Origin of the sequence: Bombella sp. ESL0380 (assembly GCF_009725805.1) — a bacterium.
GTDB lineage: Bacteria > Pseudomonadota > Alphaproteobacteria > Acetobacterales > Acetobacteraceae > Bombella > Bombella apis.
The window spans coordinates 689,882-714,026 of sequence record NZ_WNIH01000003.1; the positions used below are offsets into that span (position 1 = coordinate 689,882).

The following is a 24,145-nucleotide window of genomic DNA, read 5'->3' on the forward strand; positions in this document are numbered from 1 at the left end:
CCATATTGACCGGAGCTCAAAGCACGGGCAGTTAAAGATGATCATTTTCCATAGGTAACGAGAAGGATGCTCCCATGAAGAAGGTTTCTGCTTTCATGCGTCGTCTTGCTCCCGTGGGGGCGACCTCCCTCATGGTGGCCGGGCTTCTGGCTGGCTGCGTATCGCATCCGCCGCGGGATGATTATGTCGTGTTTTTTGATACGGAGTCTGTGACCCTCAGCCCCACAGGGGAGGCCATCATCGCCAGCGCCGTTGATGCCGCCCACAAACGGAATATCTCGCACATCACGGTTTCCGGTTCGGCCGGGAAAAATGAGGATGCGGACGTGCTGAAAAAACTCGCAGATGCCCGTGCGGATTCTGTGGTTGATGTGCTGGTGCGGGATGGCATCAAGCGTGAGGATATCCGCAAGGAACCCTTCGTGCCAACAGATGTCGAGAATTCACGCGTCGCCTTCCGTCGTGTCACGGTCCATCTGGGCGCACATTGATTCAGGAGCACGGTCAGCATGACGGGGAACCCTGCGAAGGAATAGGGAACCCCATTGATCGCTTTCCCCGTCATGTTGGTGAAACTCCTGAAGCTGTCCTGCACCGGGTTTTTGGTTTTGAGAGCTTCCGGGGCCTTCAGGAGAGTGCCGTTCAGGCCGTCATGAAAGGGGAGGACGTTCTCGTCCTCATGCCAACAGGCGGCGGGAAGAGCCTGTGCTATCAGGTACCGGCTCTCTGCCGCAAAGGGGTTGGGCTCGTCATCTCCCCCCTGATCGCCCTGATGGAAGATCAGGTTGCCGGGTTGAGGCAGCTCGGGGTGAGGGCATCAGCCCTTCATTCCGAAATGGAGTATCAGGATCAGCAGACAGTCCGGGAGGATCTGCTCTGTGATCAGCTCGACCTCCTCTATATTTCACCCGAGAGACTGCTGACACCGTACAGCCTCAACCTGCTGCGGCGATGCAGCCTGTCGCTCATTGCTATTGATGAAGCGCATTGCGTTTCCGCCTGGGGCCATGATTTCCGGCCGGAATATCGAGAGCTGGCCAATCTGAAGCAGCTGTTCCCCAGAGTTCCCCGCATTGCGCTGACAGCCACGGCAGACCCTCGCACACGAAGTGACATGCTGGCGGCTCTGGACATGCCCCAGGCTCACATACTGATGGGCAGTTTCCACAGGAGCAACCTGTTTCTTCAGGCCCAGCCCAAACACTCGGAGACACGTCAGGTTCTGGATGCACTGGACCGCCATATGGGACAGGGTGCGGCCATCGTCTATTGCGGTAGCCGCAAGAAGACGGAAACACTGGCCCGGCAGCTGCGTGAAAAAGGCCATACAGCTTTTGCTTTTCATGCTGGCATGTCCCCCGCCGACAAGAAGAATGTCCTGTTGCGGTTCCGTTCTGGTGAGCCCATGATCGTTGCGGCAACCATAGCTTTTGGCATGGGCATCGACCGCCCAGATGTCCGCACCGTCATCCATCTGGACATGCCGACGTCACCAGAGGGCTATTACCAGCAGATAGGCCGTGCTGGACGTGACGGTGAACCATCGCATACTCTTCTGCTTTACAGCGGAGAAGGTGTCGCCAGAGCCCGCTACTGGTTGGAAGAAGCCCAGGTGCCGGAGGCGGAAAAACGGGCGATGCAGGGACGGCTGGAAAGCATGATTTCCCTGACAGAAACAACAGGTTGCCGGACCCAGGCCATTCTGGCCTGTTTCGGTGAAACGCTGCATGAACCCTGCGGCCATTGCGATAACTGTCTGCATCCTCCCTCTACCTTTGATGCCACTGAAGCAGCACAAAAGGTTCTCTCCACCATATACAGGACAGGCGAACGGTTTGGAGCCGTGCAGCTCATTGCTGTTCTCAAGGGCAAAATGACAGAAGCGGTGGAACGCCACGCCCTTCAGCACCTTTCAGTCTTCGGGATTGGGAAAGACAGAACGGATGTCTGGTGGCGTATGGTCATCCGGCAGCTCATAGCCCGTGGTGCGATTGGCATGGTGGGGGATCATGGCGGATTGGGACTGAAGCGGGAGACAGCACGGCCCATTCTCAGGGGAGAGGTGTCCGTCAGCCTGAGGGAAGACGCAACGTCACGCCACATGGCCAGCATGGGAGACACGCCACGAAATGACCCCAATGAAGGGCTTTCTGATGAAGAATATCGCCATTTCCTAGCGCTGAAGATGTGGCGGCGGGAAGAAGCCTATCAGCAGGAAATCCCGCCCTACATCATTTTTCGTGACGCCACCTTGCGGGAGATCATCCGGGCCCATCCAACCAACAGGCAGGAGCTGGGAGACATCCGTGGGGTTGGTCAGAGCAAGATCGAACGTTACGGCGATGCGGTTCTGGCCATTCTGCAGGAAGCTCCCTGAAAAGGGGAGCATCAGGGGCCGACGTGTTTTTCTTCCACAATCGGCTGCATGACAAACGAAGCCGTCACGTCTCCCACATCCTGAAAATGAAACGTGAAATCAAGTTTGCTGCCAGCCTGATAGGGGACTTTCAGCCCGTGGCAGATCAGATGATAGCCACTTGTCGGAAAAACGAGCGTCCCTTCATGCGGCACAGCCATGCGCTGGAAAATATCATATGTCTGCCGGGGAGACTGGATCGCAACCTGGCTGTTCCGGTTCGACGTGACGGAATTGCATCCGGGAGATGTGATACCGCGCAGCAGCATGTCCGTTACCCCATGATTGCTCAGCGAGAATGTCCCGAAAGCAAACGGAGCTTCCCTGTAGCGTGTGTGCAGCGCGGCATCATTGATGGTGATGCTCTTCAGGGAAAGAGGCGGGGGGGCTACACCGCTGTCGGTAGCGGCGGCACTTTCCAGCCCGAGACCGATCAGCAGGGCTGCTATTGTCAGGGAGTTGCGTCCTGTCCTGTTCATGATCCTCGCTCCTGCCATATGGCCTGGGAAAAGACAGGGCAATCATAAAGAAAAAAGCCCTTTCATATTCCTCAATGCTGCCATTTCCGATAAACTGTGCAGCAGGCGGGGTCAAGAAAGACCCTGCTCTGGTTGCTTTTCGGATTATGCCATGTACTGCCCTTTTTGCGGAAATCAGGAAACGCAGGTCAAGGATAGCCGCTCGGCAGAAGATGGTGCTGCCATCCGCCGTCGGCGTGTCTGCTGTGCCTGTGCGCAACGCTTCACCACCATTGAACGCGTGCAGCTGCGTGAACTGACCGTCATCAAGGCCGATGGTCGCCACATTCCTTTCGATCGTGACAAACTGGCCCGGTCCATCCGGATTGCCCTGCGGAAACGGCCTGTCGATGAGGTACAGCAGGAGCGCCTGCTGAATGGCCTTGTCAGACAGCTGGAAGCCTCCGGCGAACAGGAAATCCCATCCTACAGGATCGGAGAGCTCGTCATGGATGCGCTGCGTGAGATTGATGGCGTTGCCTATGTCCGCTTTGCCAGTGTCTATAAAGATTTTCGGGAGATTGAGGCGTTCTCCAAAATTCTTGTCGATATGAACAGCCCCGCCAATCCCCCCTCTCAGGAGACCCCATGACCGAACCGTCATCCACTACATCACGTAAACGCAGCCGGACAATTGCCCGCATGGCAGCCACGCAGGCCCTGTATCAGTGCGAACAGACAGGTGCCAATCCCGAGAGTGTCCTCATGGAGTTCATCCGGCACCGGCATGTTGCCTCTACGGCCTGTTTTGAAGATGGCCATATTCCTGATGCCGACCTGAACCTGCTGGAAGAGCTTGTCCGCAATGCCGTGCTGAAACAGGATGCCATCGACACGACTCTGACAGCACTGCTTCCTGAAAGCTGGCCGATGGACCGTCTTGACCCTGTCCTGCGTGCCCTGTTGCGCACGGCTATTGGAGAAATGATGACAGGGCTGCCAGCCCAGGTTGCCATCAATGAGTATCTGGATGTCGCCCATGGCTTTTTCAGTGGGGATGCACCGAAGATGGTCAATGGCATTCTGGACAGATTTGCCCGTCAGCTGGGCGGAGAGCAGGGCGCACGGTAAAGGACGGCACAGATGGGCGAGTTTGACTTCATAGCCCGGCATTTCCGTCCACTTGCAGGGCCGGGCGCCATGGAGCTTCGCAATGATGGAGCAACCATGGCTCTCCCAGCAGGGGAAGAACTTGTTCTCTCCAGCGATACCATGGTTGAGGGGCTTCATTTCCTCCCAGATGATCCGGCAGGGACGATTGCCCGCAAGCTGCTACGCTGCAATCTCTCAGACCTGGCTGCCATGGGCAGTCGGCCACGCCATTACATGCTGAATGTCAGTGTTCCGCCAGGACGGCATTATGATGAAGCCTGGTTTACGGAATTTGCTGCCGGGCTGGCAGCGGATCAGAAACAGTATGACATTTCTCTTCTGGGAGGCGACACAACTGGCAGTCCTTCCCCGCTGATGCTGAATGTCACCATTCTGGGGTCAGTCCAGCGGGGACAGGTTTTACGCCGTGATGGTGCCAGAGCAGGAGATGGTGTCTGGATTACCGGCAGTCTCGGGCGGGCTGCGTTGGGATTGCAGATCCGACTGGGCAAACTGGCGACAGGGGACGCTTCTCTTGTAGAGGCCTATCGTATACCGACACCTCGTACCGGCCTTTCCCTGTATGGTATCGTCAGTGCCGCCATGGATATCTCGGACGGTCTGTTGCAGGATTCTGGCCATATTGCCGAAGAATCTGGTGTGGCCATCACTCTTTTTGAAGAAAAGCTGCCTCTTGTCCCTGAGGTTGCTGCCCATATGGCGACTCACCGGGAGATAATCCTCCTCGGAGGGGATGATTACGAACTTCTGCTGACCTGCCCCGCCGCCAGCGAGGACGCTTTGCAGGCCCATTGCAGACAGCACGGCGTGCCCCTCACCAAAGTGGGCATGGTGACAGAAGGCGAAGGCGTGACCATGCTGGACAGACAGCACGCCCCCATCAATTTCTCACGGACCGGCTGGCAGCATTTCTGATCACTGCCAGACCATGATGGAGGAAGAAGGGCACTTCCTCCACCCAGCCTCATCAGGCAGAAAGATTTTTTTCGTAAAGACGATGTGTTTTATGTGGATGAGGCACGAGAGATTCCGCCAGATTCCTCATTCCGACATCACTCTCCAGAACCCAGCCAAGTTCAACCCATTTGTAAGGCAGCGTATGACCACGACGCATCAGTTCCACAATGGCGAGAGAAGGCAGAAGCGACCCTAGCATCGTTCCGCGCAATTTGCTGGAAACACCCAGCAGAATCACACGGGCCGACCGAAAACGGTGCGTTGCCAGCCGGTAGCCAAGCCGCATCCACCCAAGAGGTGATGGTGCTCCTCCCAGATCCCCCGCAATGTCGTAGAGATTGGGAAGAACCATGGCCATGGCAACCGGTTCGCCATTCTGATCAATCTGGACATAATGCTCAGGGCGCAGGAGCGGCTTGATCTGCTCGATCATGGCCGTCATTTCGTAATCCTGCATGGGCACAAAATTGTACTTATGTGACCAGGCATCATTATACAGCTTCCGCAGCACCTCTCCCTGGGTAGTGATTTCCTTCTTGGAAAGATTGCGGGTCGTAATCGTGCTGAGCCGCCCTTCACCGAGTCTCAGATTGCCTGGAACCTTGAAGCGCTCTTCCGTCGTTCCATCCAACTCCAGCCGGTAGCTCAGCAGGTCCTGCGCCTTCTCATATCCACATTGACGGATGAGGGCATCCAGACCTTTCGGGTGCCAAGGAATGGCAATCATGGGGGCGGAGCGCTGCCCTTCCACCATGGTCCCGGTCTCCGCATTTCCGCTCAGCGTGACTGGGCCGCGTATCTTGGAAATCTGCCGTTTTTTCAGCCAATCCTCAACAGCCTGTAGAAGGGCTGAGACAATCTCCCGTTCAGGAATGGCATCAAGCGCACCAAACTGCCCAATAACTTCCTGCCAGTGATCAATTGCCTTATGATCGACAATCGCAGCGATTCGTCCAACGGGGCGACCATCGCACCAAGCCAAGAAATACTGTATCTCCGCATGGCGGAAAACCGGGGATTCCTTGGGGCTGAGCAGGTGCCTCTGCTCCATGTCCAGCGGGGGGACGAAGCCGTCCATTCCTTTATAGATATGGCGCGGAAGTGTGATAAAACGACGTAAATCTCCCCGTGTGGTCACGGGACGAACATCGACCTTGGCAGATTGAGAGTTTGGCGCTTCACATTGCATAGCAATGGCTATACTCGTACACGAGCCTTCCCGCTAGAGGGCAAAAATGAAAGGGGCTTCATGTCCAGACCAGAAAAAAACTCAACGATGCCTCGGCATCACATCCTCATAACTGGCGCTTCCAGCGGCATCGGGGCGGCTCTGGCGGAGTATTATGCCCGTCCCGGCGTACATCTGACACTGTGGGGACGGAGTGAAGAGCGGCTGGGAAAAACGGCGTCCGCAGTGCGTGCAAAAGGTGCCAGCGTGGACATCTTCAGCATCGACCTGACACAGGCCGATGAGGCACTGAAAGCCCTTGCCTATACCGATGACCAGCTGCCGATCGACATCCTGATCCTCTCAGCCGGGATGGCGGACATCCGGCCTCATGGCGCCCTTGCTGAATCAGCAGAGACAGCCCTCAGAATGTCCATGGTCAATTTTGCCACCCCTGTGGCCATGGCCACCGAAATGGCAAACCGCATGGCAGCCCGTCGTCATGGACGCATCGCCCTGATGGGGTCTGTCGCTTCCTTCCATGATCTGCCGCTGGCCACAGTCTATAGTGGCTCCAAAGCAGGGTTGGGACGCTTCAGCACGGCCCTCCAGGCAGCCATGACACCTCATAATGTCCGTGTCTGCCTGATCGCTCCAGGTTTTGTGGATACCCCCATGAGCCAGCGGCTGGACGGTGAGCAGGCTTTCCTCGTTCCGGTGGAGAAAGCAGCCCGCAAAATCGCCCGCAGCATCAATCAGGGCAGGGGGGTTCTTGTATTCCCGTGGGTGTTCCAGCTGACCCGTCTGCTGGAGATGGTCCTTCCCCGTCCTATCGCCCATCGCATCCTGCGGCGGCTGGATGTCATGCAGCATCCTGAACATGAAAAGACTGCCCACCAATAATTGAAGAAAACCTTACAGGTCAGGTGCTTGCAGACAGGAAGGGGGCATGGGAAAATGGGGCAGCACATCTCTCTGCGTATTGAAGGGATAAACGTATGAAAGAAATTGTTGCCGTTGATATCGGCGGAACCCATGCCCGCTTTGCCATCGCTGAAATCAAGGATGGTCGGGTGGTGTCTCTCGGGGAAGCAACGACACTCAAATGTGCCGAGCACGCTTCCCTGGCGCTGGCATGGGAGGCTTTTGGCCGGTCACTGGGGCGCCCCATTCCCCGGGAAGCGGGCATTGCCGTGGCCTGTCCGATCAATGGCGAAGTCCTCAAGATGACCAACAATCCGTGGATCATCCAGCCGGCCCAGCTTGGCAGCCGCCTGAAGCTGGATGATTTCGTTCTGGTGAACGACTTCGGAGCGATCGGTCATGCTGTGGCCCAGGTTGGCCCGGAATACATGAACCACCTGTGTGGTCCAGATGTTGATCTTCCCTCCGAGGGGACCATCACCATTCTTGGTCCGGGTACGGGGCTGGGGGTTGCAAGCCTTCTGCGTGGCGAAGATGGGTATCATGTGATCGCAACGGAAGGTGGGCACATGGACTTCTCGCCTCTGGATGCGGTGGAAGATCATATCCTTCAGGCGCTTCGTGAACGTTTCCGTCGTGTTTCTGTTGAGAGAATCGTCTCAGGGCCGGGCCTGACCAACCTGTATGAAGTCATTGCAGAACTCCAGGATCGTCCCATCACCATCAAGGACAACCGCACCCTGTGGACCACAGCGATGGAAGGAACGGACAATCTGGCCGCCGCAGCACTGGAGCGCTTCTTCCTGAGTCTCGGAGCTGTTGCCGGGGACCTGGCTCTTGCCCATGGGGCTCATGGTGTTGTTGTGGCCGGTGGGCTGGGCCAGCGCTTGGCAAATATTCTACCGCATTCCGGCTTTGCTGAGCGGTTCATCGCCAAGGGGCGTTTCGAAACCATGATGAGCGAAATGCCGGTGAAAATCATCACACATCCGCAGCCTGGCCTGTACGGTGCTGCCGCTGCTTATGCCAGCAAAACAGCCAGCAAACAGGCAGAAACTGCTTGATCTGAATGAGGGGAGGGGAGTCATCCAGAAAGAGGATGCTCCCTTCCTTCATCATGATATGATTTTCTGAAAAAATGCAGGGTTGATCGAGGACACTGTTCCATTCGCCCCATGTTTTACCAAGCCGCACCCTTTTTCGTCATGTTTCGGGAGAAACAGCTTGGACGAAGTAGAATCTGAAATTCCATGAAGCGCCTGTGTGGCCTGCGACCACACAAAAAACCGTCATCAAAAAGGGAAATTCCCCAGAAATATTACCCCCTTATATACCCCCAAAATTGTGGGATACACCGGGACTAATCGGAATAGTCGCTACCCCGAGAATGGCTGTTTCTCAAGGTGTCTGGGACGTATCGGGATAACACCATGGAGGTCTGGGCGGGAATCGAACCCACATACGCGGATTTGCAGTCCGATGCATAGCCATTCTGCCACCAGACCTCAGGTGTGTGTCCTTAATAAGGATTATTACTCACAGGTCAATAGGGAGAAAACGATACAGGGCATTTTTCGCTTATTTTCAGTGAGATTCTCCCTTATAGTCCCTCTTGCACATCTTTTCCGAAACAGACGACCAAACCGGCAGATTAACGAGCATGAAACTCCCGCCCCATTTTTTTTTAAAAATTAGAAAATCGATGAAGATGGGGCTGGGCCTATGTGTTGGAGCCGGGCTCCTGTGCCAGCATGGCCATGCCCAGACAGCGGTTACAAATCCCAATGGCAACCCGGAGTTCGTCCCTCATACCCTGAAAGATGCCTTGGCTCTGACCTATCTGACGAACCCCCAGCTTCGGGAAGCCCGGGCGCAGCTCCGCTCTGTTGATGAGCAGATGTCCGCAGCAGAGGCGGGGTGGCGACCAACCATTACGGCCAATGGGTCACTGACCTACTACAAGGGCAGCAGCCGCTACACACAGCAGACCGAGATCAATGGCCAGACTGTCAGGCTGCCCAACATCCAGCATTATAACAGTGGCGGTTACAACACGACCGTATCGCTGACCCAGCCCATCTATCAGGGCGGAAAAACGGTTGCGAGCATCCATATGGCCCGCAACCAGATTTTTGCCCAGAGAGCTCGGCTGATAGAAACGGAGCAGGAGGTCCTTTACGGGGCCATGAATGCCTATGTCCGTCTGGTCGCCAATCTTCAGCTCCTCCAGGTCAGCATCAATAATGAGAGGGCTCTGCGGGCCCAGCTGGATGCAGCGAACAGGCGCTTCCGCCTCGGGGAACTGAGCCGGACAGACGTGGCGCAGGCGCAGGGTGCCCTTGCAACAGCCACGGCCGAACGTCATCAGACAGAAGGTGCCGTGCAGGCAGCCCAGGCCAGCTATCTCCAGGTCGTTGGTGTGCCGGCCCCACCAGACCTCGTTCCACCACAGCCTCTGGCCCTGCCTGTCCGTACGGAACAGGAAGCCGTAGCAGAGGCCGTGCGGAACAATCCGAACGTGATCGCCGCACTCTTCAATGAAGCACAGCAGAAAGACAACATCTCCCTCCAGATGTCGGCCATCATGCCCAAACTTTCTGCCGGAGTGGCTTATCAGCGTTCAAAAGATCAGGGGCAGGACCAGTCCCTGCAGGACAACAAATACGCCACGCTCAACCTCCAGATTCCCCTCTATCAGGGAGGGAGTGAATATGCAGCCGTCCGGCAGGCCCGCCAGACGGCCATCGCAGCCCGCAATGAGGTGGATGTCCAGCGCAGGTCTGCCCTGGAGCAGACATCAGAAAGCTGGCAGACCTACATGTCCATCAAGGACACGCTCCGCAGCCACCAGATTGCCGTTTCCTCCAATATGGCGGCCCTTGCCGGTGTCGAAAGGCAGGCTCTTGTCGGTACGGCAACAACCCTGTCCGTCCTCCAGCAGCAGGCCACATTGTTGCAGTCACAGCGTGCACTCATCCAGAGCGTGACATCCTTGGTCACCTCCTCCTACGACATTGCCCGTGCCATGGGCCATCTCACCGCTGTGGACCTGAAACTGAATGTCCCCCTGTATGATGAAAAAGCCTATTATCATGCCGTTAAAAACCGCCTCTGGGGCGTTGGGGATTATCAGGTGAACCAGCCAGGCCGATAAATGGGGGAGGGGTTTTTCGCCTCTGCCTATCGGCAAGTTTTCATGCCGGTGATATGAACATCACCCTCTGACACGCTACATCATGACCCGGGAAACCATGTCCGAACAGAATGCACACTCTTCTCTGATTCCTTCCGATCTGGAAAAGGCCTTCATCCCCGCCGATTACGAAACCACGCTTTACAGATTGTGGGAAAATGCCGGGACGTTCAGGGCGGACCCCGGGAAAGGTGGCTCGCCTTATTCCATCATGTTTCCGCCCCCCAACGTCACGGGGACACTGCATCTCGGGCACGCCCTGACCTTCACTCTCCAGGATATTCTTATCCGCTGGCAGAGGGAGAAAGGGGCCAATGTTCTCTGGCAGCCCGGTACAGATCATGCCGGTATCGCCACGCAGATGGTTGTCGAACGGGCTCTGGACAAGGAAGGCATCAACAGGAAAGAGCTTGGTCGGCCCCGCTTCATTGAGCGTGTCTGGGACTGGAAGAATGAATATGGCGGGACCATCATCCAGCAGCTTCGCCGCCTTGGTGCCTCGGCGGACTGGACCCGTGAACGGTTCACCATGGATGAAGGTCTGTCACGTGCCGTTCGCAAGGTATTCGTCCAGCTGCATGAAGAAGGGCTGATCTATCGGGACCGTCGTCTTGTCAACTGGGACCCTGTTTTCCGCTCGGCCATTTCTGATCTGGAGGTGGAGAACAGGGAAACAAAAGGCTCCATGTGGCATATCCGTTATCCTCTGGAAAACGGTGGAACCATCACGATTGCCACAACCCGACCGGAAACCATGCTGGGCGACGTGGCTGTGGCCGTCAATCCGGAAGATGACCGCTATACCAGCATGGTTGGCCAGACCATCATCCTTCCCCTGACGGGGCGGCGCATCCCTGTCGTGGCAGACGAACATTCAGACCCGGAAAAGGGAACAGGGGCTGTTAAAATCACACCAGCTCATGATTTCAATGACTTCGAAGTCGGAAAGCGTCATGACCTGCCAGCACCGACCATTCTGGATGAAAGCGCCTGCATCTGGCTGGATGAGATCCGTGCCGAACTGGCTGACCACGCTGGCATAAGCGACATCGAGTTCGTCCAGGCTCTGGAAGGTCTCCACCGTGATGAGGCCCGTAAGAAGATCGTTGAAAAGCTGGAAGAGATGGGCTGGCTGGAAAAAATCGAGCCCCATGTGCTTCAGGTACCCACAGCCGAACGTGGCGGTGCCATTGTGGAGCCGAGACTGACGCTGCAATGGTACTGCGATGCGCCCAGACTGGCACAGCCCGCCGTCGAGGCTGTCCAGTCCGGTGAAATGGTCTTTGAACCCCAACAATGGGAGAATACCTTCTTCGCTTGGATGAGGGACCTTCAGCCGTGGTGCATCAGCCGTCAGCTCTGGTGGGGGCATCAGATACCGGCCTGGTATGGGTCTGATGGAAAAACCTACGTTGCAGAGACGGAAGAAGAAGCCCAGAAGAAGGCTGGCCCTTCCATCACCCTGACGCAGGATGAAGACGTGCTGGACACATGGTTCAGCTCGGCTCTCTGGCCGTTCACGACACTGGGCTGGCCGGACAGGACGGAAGAGCTGGAGTTCTATTATCCAACCAGCACCCTGGTCACCGGCTTTGACATCATCTTTTTCTGGGTATCCCGGATGATGATGATGGGGCTTCACTTCATGGGGAAGGTTCCTTTCCGCAAAATACTGATCCATGGCCTTGTTCGGGATGAGAAGGGACAGAAAATGTCCAAGTCCCGAGGCAATGGTATTGATCCTCTGGATCTGATTGCCGATTACGGGGCGGACGCTACCCGCCTTGCCATTGCTGCGGGTGCTGGGCTGGGACGGGACATCAAGCTGGGCCGTACCCGTGTTGAAGAACATAGAGCCTTCATCACGAAGCTCTGGAACGCCTCCCGGTTCCTCCAGATGAATGGAGTGAAACCGAATCCCGGTTTCAATCCATCTGCTGTCCAGTCCACCATGGCCCGCTGGATTCTGGAGGAAGCCCGCAAGGCCGTGACACAAGCCGATGCGGCACTGGAAGCCTCCCGTTTTGATGAGTACACACGCTGCTGTTACAATTTTGTCTGGAATATTTTCTGTGACTGGTTCGTGGAATTCTCCAAACCGACCTTCCGGGCCGGTGGTGTGGAGGCAGAAGAGCTGAAGGCAGCTGGTGCGTATGTACTGGGTATTATTCTGCGCATGATGCACCCCGTCATTCCATTCGTGACCAGCACGCTCTGGGAGAAGCTGGGTTATTCTGGACCGTTTGGGACCGACAGCTGGCCTGAGATTCCCCAGATTGCCGGTGCTGAAGACGCTGCGGATGAAGTCAACTGGGTCATCCGGTTGATCAGTGACGTGCGGACTGTTCGGGCAGAAATGAATGTTCCGCCATCCCAGAAAGCCCCGCTGCTGCTGCGTGATGCTTCGGAAAAAACGCTCGAACGGGCCCGTAAATGGCAGGCTGCCATCGACCAGATGGCTCGTGCCTCCGAAGTTTCACCACTGGCAGGGGAGCCGCCGAAAATGGCTGCCCAGCTCATTCTGGATGAAGCAACCATCTTCCTGCCGCTGGAGGGTGTGATCGACCTTGAGGCGGAAAAAGCCCGTCTCCAGAAGGAAATCACACGGCTTGAGGGGGAAATCGGCAAGGTCGAAAAGAAGCTCGGCAATGAGAACTTTGTTGCCCGTGCCAAGCCTGAGGTTGTTCAGGAAAATCGTGACCGGCTGGAGACGTTCCAGCAGGAGCTTGCCAAGCAGAAAACAGCTCTGGGGCGTATAAGCTGATTTCCCGTTGCCATCAGAGTAAAAAAAAGCCTGCCCTGAAACGGCAGGCTTTTTTATTGCAAGGGATTTATCGAGAGGGACGGTACTGACAACCGTCCCTGATATTACAGCTTCTTGACGATGATCTGGGACAGATCCCGAACAGCCCCATGGGCTGCACTGGTCGTCATGGCCGCATAAGCCTTCAGAGCCGTGGAAACGACACGTTCACGCTGAGGCTGCCAGCCTGCAGAGCCCTTCCCATGCATGGCAGCACGGCGCGCTTCAAGCTCTGTCTCCGACACTTCCAGATGCAGACGCCTTTCAGGAATGTCGATGATAATGGTATCACCTTCTTCCACCAGGCCGATCAGACCGCCTTCAGCGGCTTCCGGAGACATGTGACCAACAGAAAGCCCAGAACTCCCGCCAGAAAAACGTCCATCAGTAATCAGTGCGCAGGATTCTCCCAGCCCCATGGATTTAAGATAGCTGGTCGGGTAGAGCATTTCCTGCATTCCCGGTCCGCCTTTGGGCCCTTCATACCGGATGACCACGACATCACCCGGTATGATCTCCTTGCCCAGAATGGCATTCACAGCAGCATCCTGACTGTCAAAGACACGGGCACGCCCCTTGAACTTCAGAATATGTTCTGCAACCCCTGCCGTTTTGACGATGGCGCCATCCAGCGCCAGATTTCCATAAAGAACAGCCAGCCCGCCATCCTGCGAGAAGGCGTGGTTCCGGTCACGCAGAACACCGGTCCGACGGTCCCGGTCCAGCTCCCTGTACAGGCTGTTCTGGGAAAAAGCCTCAACCGTCCGCACACCACCAGGCGCTGCCCGGAACAGCTCTTCCGCCTCATCCTGATTCTGCATGATGTCCCAACGCCTCAGGGACGCCGCCAGCGTAGGAGAGTGCACAGTCGGCGTTCCCGCATCAATCAGGCCGGCACGATCCAGCTCTCCAAGAATGGCCGGAATCCCGCCAGCCCGGTGGACATCCTCCATATGTACATTGGCAACGGAGGGCGACACCTTGCAGAGGTGAGGGACCTTCCGGGACAGGGCATCAATATCACTCATCGTGAAATCGACTCCGGCTTCCCGGGCTGCGGCCAACAGATGCAGCACCGTGTTGGTGGAGCCCCCCATGGCAATGTCCAGCGTCATGGCGTTGGTGAAAGCCGCCTTCGTAGCAATGCCACGGGGAAGAGCCGTTGCATCGCCTTCCTCATACCAGCGCTTTGCCAGCTCTACGCTCAGGCGGCCAGCCCCAAGAAAAAGCTCCTTACGTTTGGCATGTGTCGCCAGAAGAGAGCCATTGCCCGGCAGGGAAAGACCAAGCGCCTCCGTCAGACAATTCATGGAATTGGCCGTGAACATGCCCGAGCATGAACCGCAGGTCGGACAGGCGGATCGTTCCACACGTTCGGAGATGTCATCACTGACACGTTCATCAGCTGCTGCCACCATGGAGGTCACAAGATCAACCGCCCGCTCAATGCCGTCCATGTCTGCCTTGCCAGCTTCCATTGGCCCGCCAGACACGAAAACGGTCGGGATGTTCAGCCGTAGCGAGGCCATGAGCATGCCCGGTGTAATCTTGTCACAGTTGCTGATACAGACCAGCGCATCGGCACAGTGGGCATTGACCATATATTCCACGGAATCCGCAATCAGTTCCCGTGAGGGCAGGGAATAGAGCATCCCGCCATGCCCCATGGCGATACCGTCATCCACGGCAATGGTGTTGAATTCCCTGGCCACACCACCGGCTTCCTCCACAGCCGAAGCCACCAGAGCTCCCATGTCCTTGAGATGGACATGACCGGGCACGAACTGAGTATAGGAATTGGCAATGGCAATGATGGGCTTGCTGAAGTCCCCATCCTTCATGCCTGTCGCTCTCCAGAGCGCACGGGCCCCTGCCATGTTGCGGCCACGGGTGCTTGTATGGGAACGATAGGCAGGCATTCAGGAAACCTCTTTCAAAAAAAATATTTCAGGGCGTTCTATAGTAAGAAACGGTAACATAAAACAAAAAAATTGAAAGATATGAAAAGCATGGTGATTGCCCCCTAGCGATACAGGCCGCTGAAGGCCATATGCAGGGCACTCACGATTTTAGACAGACAGGAGCAACCATGACACAGACATCATCCATCATCCTTGGGGGCGGGTGCTTCTGGTGTGTCGAAGCCATCTTCAACGGTCTCAGGGGCATCATCTCTGCCAAACCCGGGTATGCGGGTGGTCATGTAGAGCATCCCAGCTACAAGGCTGTCTGTACCGGCAGGACTGGCCATGCCGAGGTAGTACGGGTGGTGTTCAATCCTGCTGAAATTGGTCTGGAAGATATTCTCCGGGTTTTCTTCACAACCCATGACCCGACCCAGCTGAACAGGCAGGGCAATGACGTAGGCACGCAATACCGCTCCGTCATCTTTGGTGATGAAGCCCAACAGGCCGTTGCCCGGACAGTCCGGGACGACATTGCAGCCCAGAACATCTGGGAGGCACCGCTTGTCACCTCCATTGAGGGACCTGCCCACTTCTGGGAGGCGGAAGAAAGCCATCATGATTATTTTGCCCGCAACCCGGAAACAGCCTATTGCGCCGCCGTCGTGGCCCCCAAGGTTGCCAAGGCCCGCAAGCTCTACCGGGACCGGCTGAAATAATCAGTTCTCCATCATGAAAACAGTGAAGGAACGGAAAAAGGTTCCTTCACTCGTCATATTCCAGCAGCACACGGTCCGTTTCTTCATCATAGCCAAACAGATTGGCATAACGGGCCCATGATATGGCTGTATTCATTGTCTGCCGGGCATAGGTTGTGGACATGGTATCTTCCAGCTTGCGGCGGAATATATCAGCATCCATGGCATGGTTGCTCCGCTCATCCAGCGTGCTGCGGATCAGCTTCAGCAGCGGGACGGAATGGAGCAGGGCCGTCCGCATGATGTCCCGGCGCGCATCGGCATCGCCTTCCACGAAGGTACGGCCCGTGCTGGTAAGCATGATGTCTCCATCCTCCAGCTCTGCAAAATCCAGCAATTGCAGGGTTTCACCCAGCGGGAAAAGGTCATCAAGAGTCATCTGGAGTTGATTGGCCAGCTCCGGCAGGTCTGCCCGACCAGAGAGGGGCGCATGTTCCAGCGATTCCATGAGGCCGACCAGAAGTTCAATGGAAATGTCGGGCAGCACGATGAAGGAATCACTTTCATCCTGAACCTCTCCCTGATCGGGCGTGGAAAGGTCAGCCTCCGAAACACTGGGCGCCCGAAGGGTCATCAATGTATATATCTGGTCCACAAAATGGCGGAAATCATCGTCCTGACGATTCCGGGGATGGGGGAAGGGCACAACAATCTCATGCGTGATACGCCCTGGCCCCGATGAAAACAGTAAAATCCTGTCACACATCAGCACGGCTTCTTCAATGGCATGAGTGGCCAGCACCATGGCTTTCAAAGGTCCCAGCCGATGTTCCTGCCACAGTTCTATCAGGTCTGTTCGCAGGTTTTCGGCACTCAGATGATCGATATTGAGAAAAGGCTCATCAAGCAGAAGGATTTCAGGCTGCCGTGCCAGAGCACGGATCAGCGAGGCCCGTTCTGCCAGAGCATCAGAAAGCTCTCTCGGATAGGCACCTTCATATCCGTCCATATCGAGGACCTCGATGATGGCATCCGCAATTTTTTCCCGCTCTTCCCGGGGCTGACGTCTGGCCTCCAGAGCAAGAAGAACATTTTCCCGTACTGTCAGCCATGGAAAGAGAACATCATCCTGAAGGATGATGGACACCGTTTCGAGCGCCTGGGCAGTAGCTCGTCCTTCCCGCCAGAACACTTTCCCCTTTCGGGGCTGTTCCAGGCCAGCCATGATCTTCAAAAGGCTGGATTTGCCCGAGCCTGAACGTCCGACAAGCCCCAGAATTTCCCCCTCCCGAACATCCATGTTGACCTGTTCAACAATGGGAACGTCCTGATGGCGGGATTTATGTGCAAACTGTGCACAGTCGGCCAAGCGTAAGATAGCACTCATGAGCTAGATCCTATAACGGTGCGCCATGCGCTCCTGCAATGGAATGCAGATACCCCATCGGACAGACACAGCCATCAGCGTCATCAGGCACAGCAGGATGCCCTGTACACTATAGGCGTGAGCCTGAAGAATACGCAGATGGAGCGTTTTCCTTTCCAGCAGAGCGGCCAGATAGACATTGTCCCAGAAAAAAGGCAGCGCCACGACAGCTGCCTGCAGCAGAGGCGGGCAAAGCAGGGGCAGGCGGACATCCTTCCAGAATGACCACAGGGGCAAACGAAGATGATGCCCCATCACGATGAACTGACGCCCCGCAACGTCGGCTTCCCGAAGAAACGCCCAGCCAGTGATGCCCATGACCGCCAGAGCCGGCATGACATTCAGAGGGACGGGTACGGACAGTCCCAGCCAGACCATGAAAACAGGAAAAAGCGCTACCACCAGGCAGGCCTTCCGGATCCGCTTCTGCACCTGTACAGGAGCACCCAGCAGCAGGCCCCCCAGCCACCCCCAGACCCCACCAACCAGACAGACCGCTACGACAAGAGCTCCCAACGGCCCCGGTATGCCCCAGAACCCCCAGGAAAGGATCATGGTCAGCATGGTTCCGGCCCCTCCCAGCAGGCAGCGCCTCTTCCAGGAAGCGGAACGCTCCTCCAGCCTCTGTGTCTGCATCTGGTCACAGACGGCATAATGCCGACCGTATCCGCGCAGGGGCGCAATGAGACCATGCTGAACCAGCAGCACAGGCACCAGCATGAGAAGCAGTACGCCACAGGCGGACAACTCTCCGCCTGTTTTCAGAGCCGAGAGAAGTGCTCCCCCCAACCCGGAAGGGGTATGGGAAAGAAACAGTGCAAGAACCAGCTCCCCTCCCAGAATACGGAGCCAGAAATCGGGCAGGTCCCTCAGAACGGACCGTACGAGTTCAGGGAAGGCAAACGGGATGTGAAGGCGCCAGAAACCCTGCCAGCGCCCCAGCCGCAAGGCTCTTGCCGTTTTCAGAAAACTGGACGGGATTCCTGTTTCCGCTTTCAGGGTGGCGTGGACACTCCTGACCAGCAGGCTGAAGCAGCCCACCGCCACGACATCCCAGAACGGCGTCATGACCATACAGAATAGCCCGACAAGGCAAAGGGAGGGAATTTCTCCCAGTATGGCCGTCACACCAGCCAGCGCCCGACGCAGGCCAGTCGAACAGGCCGCCAAGGAGAGGAGAACACAATGCCCCGCAGCCGCCAGAAGCAGCGCCACCACTCCCTTGCCCAGGGTCCAGAACATATCATCCCATGGAGACGGGAAGACAGGGAAGGGCACCAGACCACATGCCCGCAGAAGCCCATACAGTCCCCCCAGAATCAGGACACAGCAGGAGAGACCACTTCCCTGATAAGCCAACAGCCAGTGCCTGCTTCTTTCCCCCAGTCTGGAAAGGTACGCAAAGGGCCAAGTATCCCGTCTCATGGCTGGCCCATGGCCGAATGAATCTTCATGACCGACCCCTCAAAAATCAGCCGCCGGGACTGGAAAACCGGTCAATGGCCGGTACTGCCGAAGCCCCCATGCCCTCGGTCTGTTGTATCAAGGCTGCTGCACTCCTGCCACTGCATTCTCACGACAGGCGCCAGAACCCCCTGGGCAATCCTCATCCCACGTTCGATGACAAAATCTTCCGCCCCGGCATTGATGAGGATGATGCGGATTTCTCCCCGGTAATCTTCATCAATGGTGCCGGGACTGTTGGGCACCATGATGCCGTGCTTCAGGGCCAACCCGGAGCGGGGACGTATCTGAAGCTCATGCCCCTCAGGCAGGGCAACACACAGCCCTGTCGGCACCAGTTTCCGCTCCCCCGGACGAAGTATCAGAGGCTCCTGCACCGCCGCCTGGAAGTCAACACCGGCAGCTCCGGCAGTTCCATAGGCAGGCAGCTCCAGCCCCTCGGAATGGGGGAGGCGAAGAATACGGACTTTCACGACATCGGACATGGCTTGATCCCCTCACAGCTAAAGCCAGAGGACTGTTAATCCTGTTTCTGGAAAAAAGCCACCACCCGCTCTGCAAGCTGTTCTGCCAGAGCGGGTTTGGTCATTTCTGGCCAGCTCTCCGTTCCATTCTCTGTCAGGAACAATACCTGATTTTTCTGCCCACCAAACGGATGCCGGCTCACATCATTGGCAAGAAGCCAATCACACCCCTTGCGGCGACGCTTCTGCTCCGCATGACTCTGAAGATCATCCGTCTCCGCCGCAAACCCGACAACCAGTGCCGGACGTTTTGCAACATGGGACAGCGTGGCCAGAATGTCAGGATTCTCTCTCAGGGAAAGAACAGGCGGAGCCTCTGCCGTTTTTTTCATCTTCCGGCTGCTGACAGTCTCAGGGCGCCAGTCACTGACAGCTGCCACACAGATGGCTGCATCAGCCGGAAGCTGTGCAAGGCAGGCAGCCTTCATCTCTTCTGCCGTCCTTACGTCAATCCGCTGGACAGACGGTGGAGTGGGCAGAAAGACAGGACCACTCACGAGCCGGACGTCGGCACCTCTGGCCGCCAGAGCGCCTGCAATGGCATAGCCCTGAAGCCCTGATGAATGGTTGGAAATGAAGCGGACAGGGTCAATCGGCTCTACCGTCGGGCCGGCCGTGACAATGATACGGCACCCCCTCAGGCCTGTTCCCCCCGACAGGGTTGAACGGACTGCCGCCAGAATCTCGTCCAGCTCTGCCAGACGTCCCATGCCGGTTTCACCACAGGCCACGGCACCATGCGCCGGACCAACGCATCGGACACCCCGCTGCTCCAACAGGGCAAGATTGGCCTGTGTGGCAGGATGGGACCACATGTGAGGATTCATGGCCGGTGCCAGAAGAATGGGAGCTGCCGTTGCCAGGAGAAGGGTCGTGGCCAGATCATCAGCCATGCCCTGTGCCATGCGAGCCATCAGATTGGCCGTGGCCGGGCAGACCAGCACCAAGTCGGCCGACCTGGCAAGAGCGATATGACCGATTTCACTTTCCTGCCCGGGGCGGAACAGCTCATCATGGACAGGAGCGCCACACAACACTTCCAGGGACAATGGCGTCACGAACTGCTTCGCCGCTTCCGTCATGACGGGCACGACCTCCATACCCTCATGCCGGAGCTGCCGAGCGAGATCCAGCGCCCTGTAGGCAGCAATGCCACCTCCCAGAATGAGAATGACGCGGGCCATGCTCAAAGCCGCCAGCCAGAATGAATGGCCACGATCCCTCCCGAAAGATTCTGATAGGATACACGATCCATCCCCGCCGCCCGCATCATGCCTGCCAGTGTTTCCTGATCCGGGAACATGCGGATGCTTTCGGCAAGATACTGATAGCTCTCCGCATCACCAGCAATCATCTGCCCCATGCGGGGCAGCACCTGAAAGGACCAGAGATCATAAAGGGCCGAGAGGGCCGCCACATCCACTTTCGAAAATTCAAGGCAAAGAAAACGCCCGCCCGGCTTCAGCACACGACGGACCTCCCGCAGGACAGCATCCTTGTCCGTACAGTTGCGCAGTCCGAACGCCATGGAGACCCTGTCCATCGAAGCATCAGGAAAAGGCAGTGCCTCGGCATCAGCAACACAGACATCCATCTCCCCGATCAGCCCGGCCTTGATGGCCCGCTGACGGCCAACTTCCAGCATGGCCTCGTTGATGTCCGAAAGCACGGCATGGCCACCACCACGACGCAACCAGCCAAAAGTGATGTCTCCCGTACCGCCAGCAAGGTCGAGCAGCCTGTATCCCGGCTGCGGGGACAGCATGGTCACGAAGATGCGCTTCCAGACCCGATGGATACCGAGGGACATGGCGTCATTCATGACGTCGTATTTGCCAGCAACGCTTTCAAAAACCTGTCGGACCAGCGGTTTCTTTTCGCCCCGTGGCACATCACGGTAGCCGAAATCAATCGTATCAGCCTCAAAATCAGCTGACGAAGAAGAGGAGGTATGGGAAGAATGGTGTTCAGTCATATGCCACCGTTATCTCATTGCGGATATTTATGCCAGAACTCCCCGAAGTTGAAACCATTCTCCAGAGCATGAAGGCTTCGCTGAAGGGGCACAGCCTGTCCAGCGTGGAGGTCAACCGGCCTGACCTGCGTCTGCCTTTTCCGCCAGGTCTCTCCACAATCCTCCTCCATCAAACGATCATCCAGTTGAGACGTCGTGCCAAATATATTCTGATGGATTTCCAGCATGGCTGGACCCTTCTCATACATCTGGGCATGTCCGGCAGGCTGTTCATCGACCCTGCCCGCCAGAATCTGCCACCCCGCAAGCATGAGCATCTCGTCCTGTGGACCAGCAACGACCATCGTGTCGCCCTGGTGGATCCCAGACGTTTCGGCATGGTCTGTCTCTTCCAGACAGAACAGGAACACCAGCAGCCACAGCTTGCCCATCTGGGAGTGGAACCTCTTTCTGACCAGTTTACGGCAGAAGCCCTTGCGGCAACCCTGGTCACGACACGGATGCCTATCAAGAATGCCCTGCTGGACCAGCGCCGGATTGTCGGACTGGGGAACATCTATGTCTGCGAAGCCCTGTTTCGGGCCCGCATCCATCCCGCACGGGCCGCTGACAGTCTGAGCAAGGCGGAGACAAAACGTCTCTGCAGCCTCATTGTGGAGATACTCCAGACGGCTATTGCAGCCGGAGGCTCCACATTGCGGGACTATGTGCACACTGATGGCCAGCCAGGGACTTTCCAGACCCTGCATCTTGTCTATGGCAGGGAAGGGCAACCCTGCCCAGCATGCCTGGCAAAAGGGCATTCCATCCCCATACAGCGTATGACACAGAGCAGTCGGTCCACGTTTTTCTGTCCACACTGCCAGAAAAAGTTGCGTAAGTGACCCGTTATTGCCGCAGGATATGAAGACAGTGCTTGACGCCATGTCAGCGGAGCGGTAGAGGGGCAGACATTATTTTTTAGCGAACTATCCGCAGGAAACCTGAAGCCCATGGCAAACAACGCATCTGCCCGTAAACGCATCCGTCAGAACGAGCGCCGCCGTCTGCGCAACGCTTCCCGCCTGTCCCGTATGCGTACCTTCATCAAGAATGTTGAGAAGGCCATCCTGTCCGGCGACAAGAATGCAGCGGCAGAAGCACTTCGTGCGGCCCAGCCTGAGATGCAGCGTGCAGCTGGCAAGGGTGTGATTTCCCGCAACACGGTCAGCCGCAAGCTCTCCCGCCTCTCTGCCCGCATCAAGTCTCTTACCGCCGCTGCCTGATCGTCCGATCCAGGCAGAATGGCCCGTTTCATCAGGACCTGATGAAACGGTTTCGGGCGCGCCCACTGGGCGCGTTCTTTTTTTGCCCTCACGCAAGGCGGGGTCGTATCATGGCCCAAGCAGGCTTTCCCTTTCCTGAAGGTTAAGCTAGTGTGACAAGGCACCCAACGCCCCGGCAAAAACACTTGATTACCCCTTCTGGCGGGTTCTACCCTAGCCGAAGGCCTGCAAGACCATGAAGTACGGAGATCAGAAGTGGAAAAAGCTCAGTCCCAGGACGCTGCTATGGCCTCTTCTGAAAATTCTGCTCTCAAGGCATCTTGGCTGCGCATCTGCGATCGCCTGAAAGGTGAGGTCGGCGATGTGGAATACAGGATGTGGATCCAGCGCATTACGTTGGGCCCGCTGGATGATGATGAAATTACCCTCTACCTGCCGGAACGTTTTCTGAGAGACTGGGTCCGTGCCCAGTATGGCCAACGCCTTCAGTCCCTGTGGCGTGAAGAGAATCCAGCTGTCCAGCATGTCGAATTACGGATCGACAAGAAAGCACAGCGTGCCGCAAAAGCCGGGGATGATGCTCCACAGGCTGAAGAGGGCGGGGGGGCTGCGAATCTCTCCATCAGCGCCATGGCCAATGAAGATGCAGCGGCCCTGGATCGTGAAGAGGCCGTTGCAGCCACTTCGCCCTCGATGAATGAAGTACGGAATGATCTTGCCGTCCCGCTGGACCGACGCTTCACGTTCGACAATTTCGTGGTCGGCAAGCCCAATGAATTCGCCTATGCCTGTGCAGGGCGTGTTGCGGATCATCCCGCCAGCCCCGGTTTCAACCCGCTCTTCCTGTACGGTGGCGTTGGTCTTGGCAAGACCCATCTCATGCACGCTATTGGCCTCAAGCTGATCAGCCGCGGGAACATCTCGGTCGCCTATATGTCTGCCGAAAAATTCATGTACCGTTTCATTGCGTCCATGCAGTCCAAATCCCAGATGGAGTTCAAGGAACAGCTCCGGTCGGTTGATGTGCTGATGATTGACGACCTCCAGTTCCTGATCGGGAAGAACAGCACGCAGGAAGAATTCTTCCATACATTCAATGCGCTGGTGGATGCAGGGCGGCAGATCATCGTCAGCGCTGACAAGAGCCCCTCTGATCTTTCCGGTCTGGAGGACAGGCTCCGCACACGGCTGGGCTGCGGTATGGTAGCGGATATTCACGCTACGACCTTCGAACTGCGCATTTCCATTCTGGAAGCCAAGGCCAAGGCCTCTGGCACGCCTGTCCCTCCCAAGGTGCTGGAATATCTGGCCCACAAGATCACCACCAACGTGCGGGAGCTGGAAGGTGCACTGAACCGCCTCATCGCCCATGCTGATCTGGTAGGCAGACCCGTCACGCTGGAATCGACACAGGATGTCCTCAAAGACATGCTCAAAGCTCATGAGCGCCGTGTCACGATCGATGAAATCCAGCGCAAGGTGGCCGAGCATTTCAATATCCGTCTGACCGACATGTCATCAGCCCGTCGTGCCCGGGCCGTGGCCCGCCCCCGGCAGATTGCCATGTATCTGGCCAAACAGCTTACAAGCCGCAGCCTCCCGGAAATCGGCCGGAAATTCGGCAATCGGGACCATACGACTGTCATGCATGCCGTGAACCGCATTTCGGAGCTCATGGAACAGGACCCCGGTCTGGCTGAAAGCGTCGAGCTGCTGCGCCACATGCTGGAAAGCTGAAGATGGCTTTTCAAGCATGTCCTTGTTTTGCTAGAGAGACATATTACTCTTCCCGATAAG

General features: G+C 56.8%; 21 protein-coding genes and 1 tRNA gene. 13 read left to right on the forward strand and 9 right to left on the reverse strand.

Annotated elements, in window-relative coordinates; all coding sequences use genetic code 11:
* Positions 1–74: 74 nt before the first annotated feature.
* Complete coding sequence (locus GM608_RS04210) at positions 75–491, forward strand: OmpA family protein (RefSeq protein WP_043560156.1); 417 nt, start codon at positions 75–77, stop codon at positions 489–491.
* Between the two features lie 41 nt (positions 492–532).
* Positions 533–2,377, forward strand: a complete 1,845-nt coding sequence (recQ, locus tag GM608_RS04215) for a DNA helicase RecQ (RefSeq protein WP_249085702.1) — start codon at positions 533–535, stop codon at positions 2,375–2,377.
* A gap of 11 nt (positions 2,378–2,388) precedes the next feature.
* Here recQ and GM608_RS04220 read toward each other — a convergent pair whose 3' ends face one another.
* Positions 2,389–2,895, reverse strand: coding sequence for a copper chaperone PCu(A)C (locus GM608_RS04220; protein WP_052349061.1), 507 nt, complete (start codon positions 2,893–2,895; stop codon positions 2,389–2,391).
* A gap of 151 nt (positions 2,896–3,046) precedes the next feature.
* Between GM608_RS04220 and nrdR the strand changes: the two genes are divergently transcribed.
* Genes nrdR through thiL form a run of 3 tightly spaced genes read left to right on the forward strand, consistent with a single transcriptional unit; the run spans position 3,047 to position 4,962 of the window.
* Positions 3,047–3,526, forward strand: coding sequence for a transcriptional regulator NrdR (gene nrdR / locus GM608_RS04225; RefSeq protein ID WP_043560151.1), 480 nt, complete (start codon positions 3,047–3,049; stop codon positions 3,524–3,526).
* Positions 3,523–4,005, forward strand: coding sequence for a transcription antitermination factor NusB (gene nusB / locus GM608_RS04230; RefSeq protein ID WP_154981445.1), 483 nt, complete (start codon positions 3,523–3,525; stop codon positions 4,003–4,005). Before nrdR ends, nusB begins: the two co-directional genes overlap by 4 nt.
* 12 nt (positions 4,006–4,017) lie before the next feature.
* Positions 4,018–4,962, forward strand: coding sequence for a thiamine-phosphate kinase (gene thiL, locus GM608_RS04235; RefSeq protein WP_081563150.1), 945 nt, complete (start codon positions 4,018–4,020; stop codon positions 4,960–4,962).
* A 52-nt stretch (positions 4,963–5,014) separates the two neighbouring features.
* On the opposite strand, the gene GM608_RS04240 is transcribed toward thiL, so the two are convergent.
* The gene (locus tag GM608_RS04240; protein ID WP_333645077.1) at positions 5,015–6,193 is read right to left on the reverse strand and encodes a hypothetical protein; all 1,179 of its coding nucleotides are present in this window, start codon (positions 6,191–6,193) and stop codon (positions 5,015–5,017) included.
* Positions 6,194–6,280: 87 nt separating this feature from the next.
* On the opposite strand from GM608_RS04240, the gene GM608_RS04245 reads away from it, so the two are divergent.
* A complete protein-coding gene (locus GM608_RS04245; RefSeq protein ID WP_043560141.1) occupies positions 6,281–7,075 on the forward strand; it encodes an SDR family oxidoreductase in 795 nt (264 codons plus the stop codon).
* Positions 7,076–7,170: 95 nt separating this feature from the next.
* A complete protein-coding gene (glk, locus tag GM608_RS04250) occupies positions 7,171–8,160 on the forward strand; it encodes a glucokinase (RefSeq protein WP_043560138.1) in 990 nt (329 codons plus the stop codon).
* A 367-nt stretch (positions 8,161–8,527) separates the two neighbouring features.
* Here glk and GM608_RS04255 read toward each other — a convergent pair.
* Positions 8,528–8,601, reverse strand: a tRNA-Cys gene (locus GM608_RS04255).
* A 197-nt stretch (positions 8,602–8,798) separates the two neighbouring features.
* On the opposite strand from GM608_RS04255, the gene GM608_RS04260 reads away from it, so the two are divergent.
* On the forward strand, positions 8,799–10,250 hold the full coding sequence (locus GM608_RS04260; RefSeq protein WP_081563152.1) for a TolC family outer membrane protein: 1,452 nt from the start codon (positions 8,799–8,801) through the stop codon (positions 10,248–10,250).
* Positions 10,251–10,347: 97 nt separating this feature from the next.
* Positions 10,348–13,053: a valine--tRNA ligase gene (locus tag GM608_RS04265; RefSeq protein ID WP_249085509.1), complete on the forward strand. Its 2,706-nt coding sequence runs from the start codon at positions 10,348–10,350 to the stop codon at positions 13,051–13,053.
* Between the two features lie 104 nt (positions 13,054–13,157).
* Here GM608_RS04265 and ilvD read toward each other — a convergent pair whose 3' ends face one another.
* A complete protein-coding gene (gene ilvD / locus GM608_RS04270; RefSeq protein WP_081563153.1) occupies positions 13,158–15,011 on the reverse strand; it encodes a dihydroxy-acid dehydratase in 1,854 nt (617 codons plus the stop codon).
* 170 nt (positions 15,012–15,181) lie between these two features.
* Between ilvD and msrA the strand changes: the two genes are divergently transcribed.
* Positions 15,182–15,715 carry a peptide-methionine (S)-S-oxide reductase MsrA gene (gene msrA / locus GM608_RS04275; protein ID WP_043560130.1) on the forward strand — a complete coding sequence of 178 codons (534 nt, stop codon included), beginning with the start codon at positions 15,182–15,184 and terminating at the stop codon, positions 15,713–15,715.
* 46 nt (positions 15,716–15,761) lie between these two features.
* Here the strand turns inward: msrA and GM608_RS04280 are convergent, their stop codons facing one another.
* The 5 genes from GM608_RS04280 to ubiE form a co-directional block, all read right to left on the reverse strand.
* Positions 15,762–17,081, reverse strand: a complete 1,320-nt coding sequence (locus GM608_RS04280) for an AAA-associated domain-containing protein (RefSeq protein ID WP_081563154.1) — start codon at positions 17,079–17,081, stop codon at positions 15,762–15,764.
* Between the two features lie 3 nt (positions 17,082–17,084).
* Positions 17,085–18,362: a hypothetical protein gene (locus GM608_RS04285; RefSeq protein ID WP_143539834.1), complete on the reverse strand. Its 1,278-nt coding sequence runs from the start codon at positions 18,360–18,362 to the stop codon at positions 17,085–17,087.
* 254 nt (positions 18,363–18,616) lie between these two features.
* The gene (gene dut / locus GM608_RS04290; protein ID WP_043560125.1) at positions 18,617–19,069 is read right to left on the reverse strand and encodes a dUTP diphosphatase; all 453 of its coding nucleotides are present in this window, start codon (positions 19,067–19,069) and stop codon (positions 18,617–18,619) included.
* A gap of 35 nt (positions 19,070–19,104) precedes the next feature.
* On the reverse strand, positions 19,105–20,292 hold the full coding sequence (gene coaBC, locus GM608_RS04295) for a bifunctional phosphopantothenoylcysteine decarboxylase/phosphopantothenate--cysteine ligase CoaBC (protein WP_249085510.1): 1,188 nt from the start codon (positions 20,290–20,292) through the stop codon (positions 19,105–19,107).
* 2 nt (positions 20,293–20,294) lie between these two features.
* Positions 20,295–21,083: a bifunctional demethylmenaquinone methyltransferase/2-methoxy-6-polyprenyl-1,4-benzoquinol methylase UbiE gene (ubiE, locus tag GM608_RS04300; RefSeq protein ID WP_081563158.1), complete on the reverse strand. Its 789-nt coding sequence runs from the start codon at positions 21,081–21,083 to the stop codon at positions 20,295–20,297.
* Positions 21,084–21,112: 29 nt separating this feature from the next.
* On the opposite strand from ubiE, the gene mutM reads away from it, so the two are divergent.
* From mutM to dnaA, 3 genes are all read left to right on the forward strand, one after another.
* The gene (mutM, locus tag GM608_RS04305; RefSeq protein WP_086441637.1) at positions 21,113–21,967 is read left to right on the forward strand and encodes a bifunctional DNA-formamidopyrimidine glycosylase/DNA-(apurinic or apyrimidinic site) lyase; all 855 of its coding nucleotides are present in this window, start codon (positions 21,113–21,115) and stop codon (positions 21,965–21,967) included.
* 108 nt (positions 21,968–22,075) lie between these two features.
* Positions 22,076–22,348, forward strand: coding sequence for a 30S ribosomal protein S20 (gene rpsT, locus GM608_RS04310; RefSeq protein WP_043560115.1), 273 nt, complete (start codon positions 22,076–22,078; stop codon positions 22,346–22,348).
* Positions 22,349–22,633: 285 nt separating this feature from the next.
* Positions 22,634–24,085, forward strand: coding sequence for a chromosomal replication initiator protein DnaA (gene dnaA, locus GM608_RS04315; RefSeq protein ID WP_333645081.1), 1,452 nt, complete (start codon positions 22,634–22,636; stop codon positions 24,083–24,085).
* Positions 24,086–24,145 lie beyond the last annotated feature (60 nt).